General features: G+C 53.8%; 16 protein-coding genes and 1 pseudogene. 8 read left to right on the top strand and 9 right to left on the bottom strand.

The genetic code is table 11. The features are described from left to right. Window positions 1-206 precede the first annotated feature (206 nt). The 5 genes from IMQ48_RS14350 (at window position 207) to cysE (ending at window position 3,356) form a co-directional block, all read left to right on the top strand. Window positions 207-638, top strand: a complete 432-nt coding sequence (locus IMQ48_RS14350) for a rhodanese-like domain-containing protein (RefSeq protein ID WP_135323879.1) — start codon at window positions 207-209, stop codon at window positions 636-638. Window positions 639-670: 32 nt separating this feature from the next. Further along, window positions 671-922 (top strand): glutaredoxin 3, encoded by a 252-nt coding sequence (grxC, locus tag IMQ48_RS14345; protein WP_003024152.1) that lies wholly within the window; start codon window positions 671-673, stop codon window positions 920-922. A 47-nt stretch (window positions 923-969) separates the two neighbouring features. Beyond that, entirely contained in the window at window positions 970-1,437 is a 468-nt protein-coding gene (gene secB / locus IMQ48_RS14340) for a protein-export chaperone SecB (protein WP_096759097.1), read from the top strand. Next, complete coding sequence (gpsA, locus tag IMQ48_RS14335) at window positions 1,437-2,456, top strand: NAD(P)H-dependent glycerol-3-phosphate dehydrogenase (RefSeq protein WP_196209570.1); 1,020 nt, start codon at window positions 1,437-1,439, stop codon at window positions 2,454-2,456. The genes secB and gpsA overlap by 1 nt, the downstream gene beginning before the upstream one ends. Window positions 2,457-2,534: 78 nt before the next feature. After that, the gene (gene cysE, locus IMQ48_RS14330; RefSeq protein WP_045448784.1) at window positions 2,535-3,356 is read left to right on the top strand and encodes a serine O-acetyltransferase; all 822 of its coding nucleotides are present in this window, start codon (window positions 2,535-2,537) and stop codon (window positions 3,354-3,356) included. Window positions 3,357-3,536: 180 nt separating this feature from the next. On the opposite strand, the gene trmL is transcribed toward cysE, so the two are convergent. The 6 genes and pseudogenes from trmL to IMQ48_RS14300 form a co-directional block, all read right to left on the bottom strand. Beyond that, complete coding sequence (gene trmL / locus IMQ48_RS14325) at window positions 3,537-4,010, bottom strand: tRNA (uridine(34)/cytosine(34)/5-carboxymethylaminomethyluridine(34)-2'-O)-methyltransferase TrmL (protein ID WP_003827329.1); 474 nt, start codon at window positions 4,008-4,010, stop codon at window positions 3,537-3,539. 46 nt (window positions 4,011-4,056) lie between these two features. Continuing rightward, a pseudogene (locus IMQ48_RS23215) lies at window positions 4,057-5,333 on the bottom strand (MFS transporter). A 210-nt stretch (window positions 5,334-5,543) separates the two neighbouring features. Further along, complete coding sequence (lldD, locus tag IMQ48_RS14315) at window positions 5,544-6,734, bottom strand: FMN-dependent L-lactate dehydrogenase LldD (protein WP_196209569.1); 1,191 nt, start codon at window positions 6,732-6,734, stop codon at window positions 5,544-5,546. Next, the gene (gene lldR, locus IMQ48_RS14310; protein ID WP_196209568.1) at window positions 6,731-7,507 is read right to left on the bottom strand and encodes a transcriptional regulator LldR; all 777 of its coding nucleotides are present in this window, start codon (window positions 7,505-7,507) and stop codon (window positions 6,731-6,733) included. The genes lldD and lldR overlap by 4 nt, the downstream gene beginning before the upstream one ends. Beyond that, window positions 7,504-9,159, bottom strand: a complete 1,656-nt coding sequence (lldP, locus tag IMQ48_RS14305; RefSeq protein WP_096759104.1) for an L-lactate permease — start codon at window positions 9,157-9,159, stop codon at window positions 7,504-7,506. Before lldP ends, lldR begins: the two co-directional genes overlap by 4 nt. A gap of 256 nt (window positions 9,160-9,415) precedes the next feature. Then, a complete protein-coding gene (locus IMQ48_RS14300; RefSeq protein ID WP_196209567.1) occupies window positions 9,416-9,778 on the bottom strand; it encodes a YibL family ribosome-associated protein in 363 nt (120 codons plus the stop codon). Window positions 9,779-10,070: 292 nt separating this feature from the next. Here IMQ48_RS14300 and IMQ48_RS14295 point away from each other — a divergent pair, with 292 nt between their 5' ends. Next, on the top strand, window positions 10,071-10,277 hold the full coding sequence (locus IMQ48_RS14295) for a hypothetical protein (protein ID WP_196209566.1): 207 nt from the start codon (window positions 10,071-10,073) through the stop codon (window positions 10,275-10,277). Between the two features lie 12 nt (window positions 10,278-10,289). Here IMQ48_RS14295 and mtlR read toward each other — a convergent pair whose 3' ends face one another. From mtlR to mtlA, 3 genes are all read right to left on the bottom strand, one after another. Continuing rightward, window positions 10,290-10,880, bottom strand: coding sequence for a mannitol operon repressor MtlR (gene mtlR / locus IMQ48_RS14290; RefSeq protein WP_096759107.1), 591 nt, complete (start codon window positions 10,878-10,880; stop codon window positions 10,290-10,292). Further along, complete coding sequence (gene mtlD / locus IMQ48_RS14285; RefSeq protein ID WP_196209565.1) at window positions 10,877-12,025, bottom strand: mannitol-1-phosphate 5-dehydrogenase; 1,149 nt, start codon at window positions 12,023-12,025, stop codon at window positions 10,877-10,879. Before mtlD ends, mtlR begins: the two co-directional genes overlap by 4 nt. Before the next feature lie 128 nt (window positions 12,026-12,153). Then, window positions 12,154-14,067 (bottom strand): PTS mannitol transporter subunit IICBA, encoded by a 1,914-nt coding sequence (mtlA, locus tag IMQ48_RS14280; RefSeq protein WP_196209564.1) that lies wholly within the window; start codon window positions 14,065-14,067, stop codon window positions 12,154-12,156. Between the two features lie 530 nt (window positions 14,068-14,597). Here mtlA and IMQ48_RS14275 point away from each other — a divergent pair. Both IMQ48_RS14275 and IMQ48_RS14270 read left to right on the top strand, forming a co-directional pair. After that, window positions 14,598-14,954: a DUF3302 domain-containing protein gene (locus IMQ48_RS14275; protein ID WP_117342538.1), complete on the top strand. Its 357-nt coding sequence runs from the start codon at window positions 14,598-14,600 to the stop codon at window positions 14,952-14,954. A 2-nt stretch (window positions 14,955-14,956) separates the two neighbouring features. After that, window positions 14,957-16,093 (top strand): HlyD family secretion protein, encoded by a 1,137-nt coding sequence (locus IMQ48_RS14270; protein WP_115257186.1) that lies wholly within the window; start codon window positions 14,957-14,959, stop codon window positions 16,091-16,093. The last annotated feature ends 40 nt before the right edge of the window (window positions 16,094-16,133 follow it).

The raw sequence follows: 16,133 nt of genomic DNA, 5'->3' as shown, positions 1-16,133 counted from the left end.
TTTACTACAGCTGAATCGATAAAGTAGCCCCCGAAGATCAAATAATGGGGTATAGCACGGCAGGGAGGACTCGGATTTACGTTTTTTTTTCCGTAGCGCCCCGCAAAAATGCAATCCAATGCACGCTCTGGCTGTATTTGCGCCAACGCGCAGGTATACTCCTTTCCTGGTTTTTTTAATCACTGAGTCGGGAGTTGTTACCCCCCATGCAAGAAATTATGCAATTTGTTAGTCGCCACCCTGTCTTGAGTATCGCCTGGATTGCGTTACTGGCGGCTGTATTATTTACGACCTTTAAAAGCCTGACCTCGAAAGTGAAGGTGATTACCCGCGGCGAAGCCACTCGTCTTCTCAATAAAGAAGATGCGGTTATTGTGGATTTACGTCAGCGTGATGACTTCCGCAAAGGCCATATCGCGGGTTCAACTAACCTGCTGCCGAGCGAAATCAAAGCCAACAACTTCGGCGAGCTTGAAAAACACAAAGCCAAACCGGTTATTGTGGTTGACGGTTCTGGCATGCAGTGTCAGGAATCTGCAACAGCGCTGATCAAAGCGGGTTTTGAGCAGGTGTCCGTGCTGAAAGACGGCGTAGCTGGCTGGAGTGGTGAAAACCTGCCGCTGGTTCGCGGTAAGTAAATCGCGCCGCAAGAGAATATCGGAGATAAGTCATGGCCAACATCGAGATCTACACCAAAGCAACCTGCCCATTTTGCCATCGCGCAAAAGCGCTGTTGAACAGCAAGGGCGTGAGTTTCCAGGAACTTCCGATTGACGGCGACGCCGTGAAGCGCGAAGAGATGATCAAACGCAGTGGCCGGACGACGGTTCCGCAGATTTTTATTGATGCACAGCACATTGGTGGTTGTGACGACTTGTATGCGTTGGATGCGCGTGGTGGACTGGATCCCCTGCTGCGTTAAGGCGTACGGATAGTATTTAAAGGACAACACTAAAGGGTTTTCTAAACATGTCAGAACAAAATAACACTGAAATGGCTTTCCAGATCCAACGTATTTATACCAAGGATGTGTCTTTCGAAGCGCCAAATGCACCGCATGTTTTCCAGAAAGATTGGCAGCCAGAGGTTAAACTTGATCTTGATACTGCATCTACCCAACTGGCAGATGACGTGTATGAAGTTGTGCTGCGTGTCACCGTAACGGCTTCTCTGGGTGAAGAAACGGCGTTCCTGTGCGAAGTTCAGCAGGGCGGGATTTTCTCCATCAGCGGAATTGAAGGGACTCAGATGGCGCATTGCCTGGGTGCATACTGCCCGAACATCCTGTTCCCGTATGCCCGTGAATGCATCACCAGCCTGGTATCACGTGGTACGTTCCCGCAACTGAACCTTGCGCCGGTTAACTTTGATGCGCTGTTCATGAACTATTTACAGCAGCAGACTGGCGAAGGTACTGAAGAACATCAGGATGCCTGATGAATCAAAGTAATGCTTCAATGACTGTGATTGGTGCCGGCTCGTACGGCACCGCTCTTGCCATTACCCTGGCAAGAAACGGCCACCCGGTTGTCCTGTGGGGCCACGATCCCAAACATATCGCAACGCTCGAACACGATCGCTGCAACGTTGCGTTCCTTCCTGATGTGCCTTTTCCCGATACGCTGCGCCTGGAAAGTGATTTAGCCACTGCGCTGGCCGCCAGCCGTAATATTCTGGTGGTGGTGCCGAGCCACGTCTTTGGCGAAGTGCTGCGTCAGATCAAACCGTTGATGCGCTCTGATGCGCGGCTGGTTTGGGCGACAAAAGGTCTGGAAGCGGAAACGGGACGCCTGTTACAGGATGTCGCGCGTGAAGCGCTGGGGGATGCCATTCCGCTGGCGGTCATCTCTGGTCCTACGTTTGCCAAAGAACTGGCTGCAGGCATGCCTACGGCGATTTCGCTGGCGTCAACGGACGAGACGTTTGCTGACGATCTCCAGCAACTGCTGCACTGCGGCAAAAGCTTCCGCGTCTACAGTAACCCGGATTTCATTGGCGTACAGCTTGGCGGCGCGGTGAAAAACGTGATTGCTATTGGTGCGGGGATGTCTGACGGCATCGGCTTCGGCGCCAACGCCCGTACGGCATTGATTACCCGTGGGCTGACCGAAATGTCACGCCTTGGCGCGGCGCTGGGTGCCGATCCGGCGACCTTTATGGGCATGGCAGGTCTGGGCGATCTGGTGCTGACGTGTACCGACAACCAGTCACGTAACCGCCGTTTTGGCATGATGCTCGGTCAAGGCATGGATGTTCAGGGCGCGCAGGACAAGATTGGTCAGGTGGTTGAAGGCTACCGCAATACGAAAGAAGTTCGTGAGTTGGCGCACCGTTTTGGTGTCGAAATGCCAATAACCGAGGAAATTTATCAAGTATTGTATTGCGGAAAAAACGCGCGCGAGGCAGCATTGACGTTACTAGGTCGTGCACGCAAGGACGAGCGGAGCAGCCACTAGCCGTAAGGAACCGTTCCAATATAACGACCCGACCCGCGTAGAACGGGTTGGTCGTTTTGCTACCTTCTGGAGTACGCAATGCCGTGTGAAGAACTGGATATCGTCTGGAAAAATATTAAAGCAGAAGCCCGGGCACTGGCGGATTGTGAGCCAATGCTGGCCAGTTTTTACCACGCAACACTGCTCAAGCATGAGAATCTCGGCAGCGCATTAAGCTATATGCTGGCGAACAAGCTTGCTTCACCGATCATGCCCGCGATTGCTATTCGTGAAGTGGTGGAGGAAGCTTACGCTGCCGATCCTGAAATGATTGCCTCGGCGGCCTGCGATATCCAGGCGGTGCGCACGCGTGACCCGGCTGTCGATAAATACTCAACTCCGCTTTTATACCTGAAGGGCTTCCATGCGCTTCAGGCTTACCGTATCGGCCACTGGCTGTGGCATCAGGGGCGTCAGGCGCTGGCGATCTTCCTGCAAAATCAGGTGTCCGTGACTTTCCAGGTTGATATTCATCCGGCGGCAAAAATTGGTCGTGGGATCATGCTCGATCACGCCACCGGAATTGTGGTGGGTGAAACCGCCGTGATCGAAAACGACGTCTCTATTTTGCAATCCGTCACGCTCGGCGGGACCGGTAAAGCCGGCGGCGATCGCCACCCAAAAATTCGTGAAGGCGTGATGATTGGCGCGGGCGCAAAAATTCTCGGCAATATCGAAGTTGGACGCGGGGCGAAGATTGGCGCAGGTTCTGTTGTGTTGCAGCCCGTACCGCCGCACACCACCGCCGCAGGCGTTCCGGCACGGATTGTCGGTAAACCTGACAGCGATAAGCCGTCCATGGATATGGATCAGCATTTCAACGGGATTCATCATACGTTCGAATATGGCGATGGCATCTGATTTCGAGCTATCTTACTTGCCATATTGAACCTGGGCTGTGCTCGTCATCCTCACATACTGCGTGTACGCGCAGGTCGGCAAGCGCAGTCCGTGTTCAATCTGTCTGCGCCGATAACGCTCGAAACGAATAACATCAAATTAACGTAGGTCGGATAAGGCGCTAGCCGCATCCGACGTAAATCAACTGCGTAATACCGCGCCAGGATACCCCAACTGGCGCCAGGCCTCATACACCACCACCGACACCGCATTTGACAGGTTCATGCTGCGGCTGTCCGGCATCATCGGAATACGAATTTTTTGTTCGGCAGGAAGAGCGTCGAGAATGCTGGCGGGCAGGCCGCGTGTTTCCGGGCCAAACATCAGGTAATCACCATCCTGATAGCTTACCGCGCTATGGGCCGGCGTCCCTTTCGTGGTCAGAGCAAACAGACGCTGCGGATTTTCTGCAGCCACAAAGGCGGCGTAATCAGGGTGGCGCAGTACAGCGGTAAATTCGTGATAATCCAGCCCCGCGCGACGCAGGCGCTTGTCGTCCCAGGTAAAGCCCATGGGCTCAATAATATGCAGACGAAAGCCGGTATTGGCGCAAAGGCGGATAATATTGCCGGTGTTTGGTGGGATTTCTGGTTCGAATAAAACGATGTTAAGCATACTGCCCCCTTAATAACGGGGGGCAGAATAGCAGAAAGGACGGGTACTATGCGACGGTCAGACGCTGTGGTTTATAGCGTTGCAGCTTATAAATCGTTGCGGCAGCTGCCAGCAGCGCGGGAACGCTGAGGAACATCAATATGCTGTCAGCCTGCCATTGCAGAGAAAGTAACTGGGCGCTGGTCATGGTCCCGGCAACGCCACCAAAGCGGCCCACGCCCTGCATCCAGGCGATGCCTGTTGCGCGACAGTGGGTCGGGTAAAATGTTGCCGCCAGCGTCTGTAGCCCGGACTGTGCACCGTTCATGGTGATCCCCATCAGGAAGATCAGGGCGCCAAACAGTATGATGTGGTTATGTTCAAACCCGAGCGCCAGCGCAAACAGCATTGTCAGGATAAAACCGATGGAGACGACTTTGTGTGCTTCCCAGCGATCCATCAGCCAGCCGGCCAGCAGGATCCCCGCGGTACCGCCGAAGGTGAACAGTGATGTCAGCCAGGCAGATTCTGCCAGCGGGTAACCCATTCCCAGCATCAGCGTCGGCATCCAGCTCAGCAGCACATAATAGATAACCAGCCCCATAAAGTAGGTCATCCACAGCATCAGCGTGCCCGGCAGCCACGGCATACTGAACAACTGCGCCACGCTCCCTTTTTTGGCGTCAGTCCGTTCTTCATCCAGATAAAACTGGGTGACCTGGTCTACATCACCTGGCATAAAGCGACGGGCAATTCGTTTGACTTGCGCGATCTCTTTCCCACGATGGACCAGATACTTGACCGACTCCGGCAGAAATAACACCAGGAGGATGGTCAGCGCCAGCGGGGCAATTGCCCCGGCGAGCAGGACGCTGTGCCAGCCGTAGTTAGGAATCAGCCAGGAGGAGATAACCCCGCCACCTGCCGCACCGAGCGGGAAACCGCAGTACATGGTGTTAATCGCCATTGAGCGGCAGCGTTTTGGCGCAAATTCTGACACCAACGTGATGGCGTTCGGCATAGGCGGTGCCCAGACTGGCGAGACCAAAGAACAGGCAGGAAAAAACCAGTACACGTTTACGTCCCATACGATCGGAAATTGGCCCGGCCAGCAGGGCGCCAAATGAGAGCCCCAGCAGTGCGGCGCTTAATACTGGCCCGAGATCTTGTTTCTTGATCCCCCAGTCGGCTGAAGAGGGTAGGGGCAATATAGCCCATCGCCGCCGTGTCGAAGCCATCAATGGCCAGCACCAGAAAGCCCAGGACGATGATGACCCAATGAAAACGTGAAAAAGGACTGTCATCTATCGCCTGCTGGATATTCACTTTACCGGAATAAACCATGTCACCCTCGCCCGTTATGATGGTTGTTGTTGTGTGGATTATTATTGTGTGGGTTGTTGTTGTATTAGCTTGTATATACATTTGGCAGGTGAATAAAAAGTTGTCAAATATATTGAGTGTAAATGTTAACTGGTCGTTATTTTTGCATAAAAAATGGTCGGGCTGAGAACAGGCCGACCATACAGGGTGTAGGGTATTACGAGGATACAGTTATGCTGTACTACCCTGGACAAGAGGTGCCAGGGCGGCGGGCAGTTGCTTTCCCAATTCTTGTACCAGCGAATCACGGCTGATTTCACGGATGGATTTTGCACCGGTCAGTGTCATCGCCACTTTCATTTCTTTCTCAATAAGGTTCAACAGGTTAGCGACACCTGCCTGACCGTGGGTCGCCAGTGCATACAGGTAAGCACGGCCCAGCAGTACGGTATCTGCACCCAGTGCAATCATGCGCACCACGTCCAGGCCGTTACGGATGCCGCTGTCTGCCAGAATCGCAATATCGCCTTTGACGGCGTCGGCAATGGCGGGCAGCGCACGCGCAGAAGACAGCACGCCGTCCAGCTGGCGACCGCCGTGGTTCGAGACCACGATGCCGTCAGCACCAAAGCGCACGGCGTCGCGGGCATCTTGCGGATCCAGGATCCCTTTGATCACCATCGGACCGTCCCAGAATTCGCGGATCCACTCGAGGTCCTTCCAGGAGATGGAGGGATCGAAGTTGTTTGCCAGCCAGCCGATGTAATCCTCAAGGCCGGTGGGTTTCCCCAGGTAGGTCGAGATATTGCCTAAATCATGCGGGCGACCGTTCAGGCCAACGTCCCACGCCCACTGAGGATGGGTTACCGCCTGCCAGTAACGGCGCAGCGCGGCATTCGGACCGCTCATCCCGGAATGTGCGTCACGGTAGCGCGCGCCGGGCGTGGGCATATCGACGGTAAAGACCAGCGTGGAGCAGCCCGCTGCTTTAGCTCGCTCCAGCGCGTTACGCATAAAACCGCGATCGCGCAGGACATATAGCTGGAACCACATCGGACGCTTGATAGTCGGGGCAACTTCTTCAATCGGGCAGACGGAAACTGTTGAAAGCGTAAACGGAATGCCTTTGGCGTCAGCGGCAGCGGCGGCCTGAACTTCGCCCCGGCGGGCATACATGCCGCACAAGCCAACCGGCGCTAATGCCACCGGCATCGACAGTTTTTCGTTGAACAGAGTGGTTTCCAGACTCAGGTCGGCCATGTTCTTCAGCACGCGCTGGCGTAGCGCCACCTCCGATAAATCTTCGACGTTACGGCGCAGGGTATGCTCTGCATAGGCACCACCGTCGATGTAGTGAAACAGGAAGGGGGGCAGAATGCGCTGGGCTGCGGCGCGATAATCGCTGGCTGCTGAAATAATCATGAGTTGTTCTCCCTGCTAATTTCATTATGGTCACCGGGCAGACGGGTAATACGCGCCTGGCGGGCCTGATCTTCATCAAAGCGTTTAATGGTGGTGTGGACAAAGCTGAGGTGCGCCATCATCGCCTTCCGTGCGCCATCGGCGTCCCCGGCGACAATCGCGTCCAGCACGGCAAGGTGCTGTGCGGTGAGCTGTGAAAACACTGGCGGCACAAGGTACATTCGCTGGCGGCTCTGTTTTACCGAGGACTGCAATACGTCGAAGAAACCGCGCATGGTCTGGAGCAGCACCACGTTGTGCGAGGCTTCCGCGATGGCGAGGTGAAAACGAACGTCTGCTTGTGAGGCGAGATCCGGGTCCTCACTCTGCGTGGCCTCAAAACAGAGCCTGATTTTCTCTTTGTCGGCGGTCGTGGCGCGCATTGCGGCGTGCCACGCGGTGCTGGCCTCGATGGCGTGGCGGGCTTCGAGAATATCGAAACTGTAATCCGGGTCGTCCGCCATCAGGTTTTTCAGCGGCTGAACGATATTTTGTTCGGACCAGGCTTCATGCTGCCAGCGGACAAATGTCCCGCCGCCGCGACGGCTGAGCAGCACGCCTTCACTGACCAGCTTTGCCAGCGCCTCGCGCAGCGAATTGCGTGATACGCCGAGCTGTACCGCCAACTGGCGCTCAGCGGGCAACTTCATGCCCGCCTCCAGTTGTTGTTCTTCAATCAGCGCCCGCACGCGAGTAGCGACCTCGTCGGACAGGCGTCTGGGCATCACAATCATGGGATCATCCAGGTTAAGACATAGGCCTGAAGCGTGGTAATCACACCTACCATGCAGGTGAATATCAGGCTGTGTTTCACGGTAAAGCGGAACAGGTCAGACTCTTTACCCACCAGTCCCACGGCCGCACAGGCGATGGCGATAGATTGCGGGGAGATCATCTTGCCGGTTACGCCACCGGTGGTATTTGCCGCCACCAGCAGTACATCAGAAACACCGATTTGCTGCGCTGCCGTTGCCTGTAGGGCCGCGAACAGTGCGTTTGAAGAGGTATCTGACCCGGTCAGGAACACGCCCAACCAGCCGAGGAACGGCGAGAAGAAGGTAAAGGCGCTGCCGGTGTGTGCCAGCGCTAATGCCAGCGTCGAAGACAGGCCTGAATAGTTAGAGATAAATGCGAATGCCAGTACCATCCCGATGGAATAGATGGGCAACGCCAGCTCTTTCAGCGTGCTGCCGAAGGTTTGCAGGGCGGCAGAGGGCTTCATTTTTAGCCAGACGATAGACAGCAGGGCGGCAAACAGAATGGCGGTGCCGGTCGCTGAGAACCAGTCAAACTTGTATACCGCCGCGTAGGCCGTGGCTTCGTGTACCACCGGCGGCATGCGGGCCACCAGTTTGTCGAGGAACGGTACCGGAACATTCACCACCCAGTGGTACATTGCGCCACCAGGGGCAAACAGCGCTTTAAACGGCGGGATGCTCCACAGCGTGACCGTTGCTGTCAGGAACAGGAACGGCGACCAGGCGCGAACCACCTGACCTGCGGTGTAATGGGTGCGGGCCAGCGTTTGATCAACCTGTGAAGCGCCCATGTCGCCAAAGCGGAAGATGCGTACTGGCTGCCAGCGTTTCAGGAACAGCGTCAGACATACCAGTGACACCAGAGAAGAGATGATGTCCGGCAGTTCTGGCCCGATAAAGTTAGAGCTGAGGTACTGCGCGATGGCAAAGGAGCCGCCTGCGACCATCACCGCCGGCCAGGTCTCTTTCACGCCACGCCAGCCGTCCATAATCGCCATGATCCAGAACAGCACGATAATCGTCAGGAACGGCAGCTGGCGACCTACCATCTGGCCGATTTCAAAACTGTCCAACCCGGTAACCTGACCGGCGACCAGGATCGGAATACCCATTGCGCCAAACGCCACCGGCGCGGTGTTTACAATCAGGCACAAACCTGCGGCGTACAGCGGGTTGAAGCCTAGGCCGACCAGCAGCGCGGCGGTAATTGCCACCGGGGCGCCAAATCCTGCAGCCCCCTCGAGGAATGCGCCAAAGCAGAAGCCGACAATCAGCATCTGCAGACGCTGGTCCGGGGTAATCGACAGGATTGAGGAACGGATAATGTCGAACTGCCCGGTCTTGACCGAAATCTTATAGACGAATACGGCGGCGATGATTATCCAGGCAATCGGCCACAGACCATAGAAGAAGCCGTACACCACGGATGCCAGCGCGTGATCGACCGGCATTTTGTAGAACAGCAAGGCGACCAACAGGGCTATCCCCACCGTCCATGTCGCAGCGACATAACCTTTCAGCTTGAGCTTAATCAGCGCGAAGAAAAAGAACAGAATAGGGAGTGAGGCAATCAGGCTTGAAAGCCAGATATTACCGGCCGGGTCGTAGTTTTGTTGCCAGAGATTCATTGCAGGTCTCCTGGGGGCCGCTGACATAATGCAATGAGTCTGTGCTCATCTCGCCGTCACACTATGTGTAAAAGTGGCCCTGCCAATATTGTTGTGTAGGGGTAATGACAATGAATGGTTAATTAAATGTTATTTATTGGCAACAGTATTGTGGGCTGTTTTTAACAAAATGTGAGGAGGTATTCGGATCTGGCTAAAATTGGTAGGGCCAATTGGGGGCAGGAGACCGGGCAAACGAATGCTGCCCGGTGGAATATCAAAACTCAGTCTTTGAAAAGCCAGTCATCTCTTTCAGGCTCATTTCACGACCCAGTTCGGTCATCGGGTGTACGATCACCAGGCCGCGCACGCTTTTCTTCAGCTTGCCCATGTCGGCCTGCTCTTTTTTGGTGATGGCGCGACGGAACGGGAGCTTGCTGAGCTTTTGTGCTTCTTTGCTCAACTTCTGACCGTGAACTTCACGCAGGCGTACGATCTCGGCTTCCAGCGTTTCTTTCTCTTTTTCCAGCTCGGCATATTTGTCGGCGGCTTCAACCAGTGACAGGTCTGCCTGCTGGTGGCGGATGGCGTCCAGGCGATCGCTCAGACGTTTAATTTCGTTTTTTTCGACTTCTTTCATAGGATAGCTTCTGATAAAAATAGGATGAATATCCTATAGTATGCGCGCAGAGGGGGATTATTCTCAACTAATCGAAGATAAATAATCAAATGCTGCAAGTATTATTTCGCTAACGATAATGTTAGATGTTTGATTGAAAAGGGATTTTAAGTAATAAGATCGGTGATGGCGCTTTTAGTCGGTGGCTTCATAGTGAAGCACGTTTTCCTCAATATAATTGTCCATCCGATCCTAAACTTAAATCATCAACCGCACAGGCTAGGCGCGGATAATACATGGAGGATGAGTCATCATGGCGAAAATAGGCGAGAACGTTTCAATCCTTATTGATAAGACAGTCGATTTTATGGCGTCAAGCCAGGCTTTTCGCGAATACCTGAATAAAACGCCGCCGCGCAATACGGTGCCTTCTGAGGTCCCACCGGAAAACGTGCCGCTGTATCTGCAGCGCCTGGAGTACTATCGGCAGCTGTATCGGCCGCAGCAGGAAGAGAAGTAACTCGGGATGGCGTTATTTCTGAAAGGCCTTTTTTAAGCTGATTTTAGAAATCAGCTCGGTTAGAGAGAGCACCATAGTTGAGCGCACCATTTGCTGGTAGCGCTGGATTTGCATGGCGTACAAACCCGAGTCTGAGGTATCAAACTGGGGCGGGGGCGGAAGTGCCGTCACACAGTGCAGTTCACCAAATGGTCCGAGAATTTCGTCGTCGGTGAACGCATACTCGTTACCGTCATGATTTAGCTCTTCACGCAGCGCCATTAGCAACTCGGCATCTTCATACTCAGGGCGACTAAGTACGCCCAAGCCGTAGATCAGCTTCAGACGGACCGACAGATCGCCCAGCGGTCCGTCGCCGTCTAGCAACGGTTCCACTGCATATTTCACCGCGTAGTCGTCTTTGCGAAATACCTGAAGCACCAGGATATTCACCGCCTCAGTGAGTAAATCTACGGCGGTGATGAGGAAGCTGCGTACGGTTTTGCCAGCATTCAGACGCTCAAGCACACGATTTTCAAAGGCCTGCGTTTGTTCCATTATTGCCTGCATATCTGACAATCTGATATTCGGGCGCAGGCTGACCTGCGCCGCACTGTGGATCATTTGGTTGCGTTATATGCGTTAACCGCCTCCGCCACCACGTCGCTATTGGCATCTAGTCCGGAAACCTGCGCCAGCGCGGCCTGTGGGCCTTTTTCGTCAATCAGCGCAGCCAGTTCCTGCGCCTGCGGATCTTCTTCACTACGGTAATGCATCGCTGCAGCAATACCCTGCACCAGATTAACGTGTGGCAGGCCGTACTCCAGCGTGCCGAGCAGCGGCTTGATTAAACGGTCGCCCGCGCTCAGTTTGCGCAGCGGCTGACGGCCAACGCGTTCAACGTCATCTTTCAGGTACGGGTTTTCAAAACGACCGAGGATTTTCTGAATGTATGCCGCATGTTTTGCCGCATCAAAGCCATAGCGTTTGATCAGTACCGCACCGCTCTCTTCCATCGCACCTTTTACCACTGCGCGGATTTTCTCGTCGAGAATCGCGTCACGGATGGTCTGATGACCGGTCAATTTTCCGAGGTACGCGGTTATAGCATGCCCGGTGTTCAGCGTGAAGAGCTTACGTTCGACAAATGCCATCAAGTTATCAGTTAATTCCATCCCCGGGATGTTCGGCAGTTCGCCTTTGAACTGGGTTTTGTCAACAATCCACTCGCTGAAGGTTTCTACGGTAACTTCCAGTGGGTCATTGGTAGCAGAGGCGGAAGGCGGAACAATACGGTCTACGGCGGAATCGACAAAACCAACGTGTTCTTCAACCCAGGCTTTATCCGCATCGTCCAGCGCGTTCAGCACGTGGCCTTTCAACTGGGTGGTGCCGCGCACCATGTTTTCGCAGGCAATGATATTCAGCGGGGCGCTAATACCCTGCGCTTTACGCTTGACCAGTCCTTTGGCGATGGCAGGCGCAATGCGCTCCAGCACGACCGGTCCAACGGCGGTGGTCACGAGATCAACCTGGGCAATCAGTTCAACGACATCATCGCCGATGCTGCTGACGGCGTTAACACCGGAAACGGTATCAACCTGCTCATTTTCACCGACAACATGAACCTGATAGCTATGACGGGCATTCAGGGCGTCGAGAACTACCTGATTTACATCCGCAAACGTCAGTTGTATCCCCGCGTCTGCCAGCAGTTTGCCGATAAAGCCACGACCGATATTACCTGCGCCAAAATGTAATGCTTTCATAGTATTAACCTTCATTAATGTTTTTACCCAAGAGGGCTGGGGTGAGGCTTTTCCCTCAACCTAACCCTCTCCTTTGCGGAGAGGATTTTGTAGGCCCGGTAAGCGTGAGCGCCACCGGGCAATAACGCTTACTTACGACCCGCCAGCAGTTCCAGCACTTCATCCACGCTGGTGGTCTGCGCCAGACGTTCGATCACGGATTCATCATCCAGCGCGTTTGTCAGGCTGGTGATCACCTGGATGTGCTCATTGTTACGCGCAGCGATACCAATCACCAGGCGTGCAATGTCGTCCTCTTCTTCACCGAAGCGCACACCTTCCGGGTACTGACAGAACACGATGCCAGTTTTCAGCACGCGATCTTTAGCTTCGATGGTGCCGTGTGGTACCGCAATGGACTCACCCAGGTAGGTAGAGGTCAGTTTTTCGCGATCCAGCATTGCCTGAACGTATTCCGGCTCAACGTAGCCACCTTTCACCAGTTGCTTACCGGCAAACAGAATGGCTTCTTCTTTATTGGTGGCTTTACGGCCAAGGAAGATATTTTCCGCACCCAGTTTGAACAGGTTGTTATCACCCTCATCAAAGCTGTCTTTCAGGTGATCTCGTACTTTCTCTTCATTAACGTTGTGACGCTGTGCGGCAACCAGACGCTCGGTCAGGCTGGTGTACAGACCGCTGTCGAGGAAGTTGGTCAGCGAAATGTGCTGCGCCTGCGGAACCTGGCGCATAGCGCGTTCGGTCAGGTCACGGTGGGTAATGACCAGATCCACATCCGGCGGCAGATTGTTAATCGCGCTGTTGGTGACGGAGATCTGAGACAGACCGGCATCCTGCACTTTCTTGCGCAGTACGCCTGCACCCATTGCGCTGGAGCCCATACCGGCATCACAGGCAACGATGATTTTACGCACATGGCTCAGGTCGTTGGTGACATCGCCCGCAGACAGCGGAGATGAACCTTTGGATTCTGCTTTCATGTCGTGCATGCGACGGGTCGCTGCATCAATGTCATCTTCTTCTTTCACTTTGCTGGTTTTCAGCAGAATGGCTGAGACCACAAAGGAGACCGCCATGGCCGCACAGATTGCCGCGATGTTAGCGAAGTACGCGCCTTTCGGCGTCATTGCCAGTACGGCCAGGATAGATCCCGGAGAGGCCGGAGAAACCAGACCGCCGCCGAGGATAGTCAGCGTAAATACGCCGGTCATACCGCCGAGGATAACGGCCAGGATCAGACGTGGGTTCATCAGCACGTACGGGAAGTAAATTTCGTGGATACCGCCCAGGAAGTGGATGATAGCCGCGCCGCCCGCAGACTGTTTAGCGCTACCGCGACCGAAGAACATGTACGCCAGCAGGACGCCCATACCCGGACCCGGGTTTGCTTCAATCAGGAAGAAGATGGATTTGCCCATCTCATGGGACTGCTGAATGCCCAGCGGTGAGAAAATACCGTGGTTGATGGCGTTGTTGAGGAACAGGATTTTCGCCGGTTCAACAAAGATAGACGCCAGCGGCAGCATGTCATGGACAACCATGAAGTTAACGCCTGCTGCCAGAACTTTGGACAGAACTTCAACCGCCGGACCGATGCCGAGGAACGCCAGAATCGCGAGGATCATCCCGATGATGCCAGCGGAGAAGTTGTTCACCAGCATTTCAAAACCGGATTTGATCTTACCGTCTACCCAGTTATCAAAGTGTTTAATTGCCCAGCCACCCAATGGACCTGCAATCATCGCGCCGAGGAACATCGGCATATCCGCACCGACGATCACACCCATTGTGGTGATGGCACCGACTACGCCGCCGCGATCGCCACCCACTAATTTACCGCCGGTATAACCAATCAGCAGCGGCAGAAGATAGGTGATCATAGGGCCAACGAGCTTAGCCAGCGTTTCGCTCGGCAACCACCCTGTCGGAATGAATAATGCGGTGATAATACCCCACGCGATAAACGCGCCGATATTCGGCATCACCATGTTGCTGAGGAATCGACCAAAGCTTTGCACTTTGATCTTAATATCGGATGACATAAAAACACCCCTTCTTATGTTTGCTATCGCGCAGGCTGAAAGCCCGAGGTTTGTTAATGTAGCGGCAGGAGGTAGCCGGACCCTGTAGATACTGCGAAATCTGGCACTGAATCGTTCAACTGTCCAGTCGACGCCTTTTTATGTGATATTCGTCACGTAAATATAGGGTGTATGGCGGTAGTTAATGTGATATTCATCACAAAACACCAGTGCAAAAAAACACCTCACGGTTAGAGTTCACCCAAAAAGGCAGAAAAATGTGAATTGGTTCACGTTTTATGTTGGCGTGTTTGTTGAGTCTTTGTGATCTGAATCACAAGAAATTTTCATCTGTTTTTTTCCCAGTGTGATCTGAAGCAGATTCTCCCCCGCCCATTTTTTGCGGAAAATAAAGCAACTTTTACTCAGAAAATATATTTTTTTTGTGGTATGGCAAAAATTGCCAACTCCAGTTATGTTCAAGACATCAGCCAGGGTACATACGGCTGCCAGCACAAAAAAACTCTAATTAGTGTGAATTCGAGGCAGGTATGTTTCTAAATTATTTCGCGTTGGGCGTGCTCATTTTCGTCTTCCTGGTTCTGTTCTACGGAATCATCGCCATCCATGATATTCCCTACAACATGGCTAAAAAGCGTAACCATCCCCATGCCGATGCGATTCATACGGCGGGCTGGATTAGCTTGTTTACGCTCCATGCCATTTGGCCGTTCCTGTGGATTTGGGCCACGCTCTACCAACCCGAACGCGGCTGGGGAATGCAAAACCATATTCAGCCAATGACGGGCAACCCTGATATTGACGCTCTTGCGAAGCGCGTAGCCGATCTGGAACAAAAACTGGCTGCGGTGCAACCCGCCGCTGATAAGAACACGCAGGAGCGCTGATCATGGATCTGTTGATTGTTTTGACCTACGTGGCATTTGCCTGGGCCATCTTTAAGATATTCCGTATCCCGGTAAACCAATGGACGCTTGCTACCGCAGCTTTAGGTGGCGTGTTTATTGTTGCGGGCCTCATTTTATTAATGAACTATAACCACCCGTATACCTACACTGCGCAAAAAGCGGTGATCTCCATTCCAATTACGCCGCAGGTTACGGGGATTGTGAGTGAGGTTACCGATAAAAATAATCAGCTGATTAAAAAAGGCGAGGTGTTGTTCAAACTCGATCCAGGCCGCTACCAGGCGCGCGTCGACAGGCTGCAGGCCGACCTGGTTACCGCAACGCACAATATCGATAATTTAAAAGCGCAACTTTCGGAAGCGGTCGCCAACACCACGCGAGTGTCTGCCGAGCGCGATCGTCTGTATAAAGATTATCAACGCTACCTGAAAGGCAGCCAGGCGAAGGTTAACCCGTTTTCTGAAAGCGATATCGACAACGCCCGCCAAAACTACCTGGCACAAGATGCGCTGGTGAAAGGCTCCGTTGCGGAACAAACCCAGATCCAAAGTCAGTTAGACAGCATGGTTAACGGCGAGCAGTCGCAGGTTGCTTCTCTGCGTGCTCAGCTTGCTGAAGCCAAATACAATCTGGATCAGACCGTCGTGCGTGCGCCAAGTAATGGCTATATCACGCAGGTGCTGATCCGTCCGGGGACCTATGCCGCTGCGCTGCCTCTGCGACCGGTGATGGTCTTTATTCCGGAACAGAAACGCCAGATTGTGGCCCAGTTCCGCCAGAACTCATTGCTGCGTCTTGAACCGGGCGATGAAGCGGAAGTGGTGTTTAATGCGCTACCAGGCCAGGTTTTCTCCGGTAAATTGACCAGCATTCTGCCGGTTGTGCCGGGAGGCTCTTATCAGGCTCAGGGCGCATTGCAGTCCTTAACGGTGGTGCCGGGTACCGATGGCGTGCTGGCAACGATTGAACTGGAGCCGAATGCCGAAGTTGACGCCTTACCGGACGGCATTTATGCCCAGGTGGCGGTTTACTCCGACCATTTCGCCCACGTGTCGGTGATGCGTAAAGTACTGCTGCGTATGACCAGCTGGATGCATTACCTTTATTTAGATCATTGAGTTGATATGGGATTACACGGATAGACGTTCTCCACATTCT

The sequence above is a fragment of the Citrobacter sp. Res13-Sevr-PEB04-36 genome (assembly GCF_015672735.1).
Classification (GTDB): domain Bacteria; phylum Pseudomonadota; class Gammaproteobacteria; order Enterobacterales; family Enterobacteriaceae; genus Citrobacter.
The sequence above is the reverse complement of the archived record's forward strand: the minus strand, read 5'-3'. Positions and strand labels throughout refer to the sequence as shown.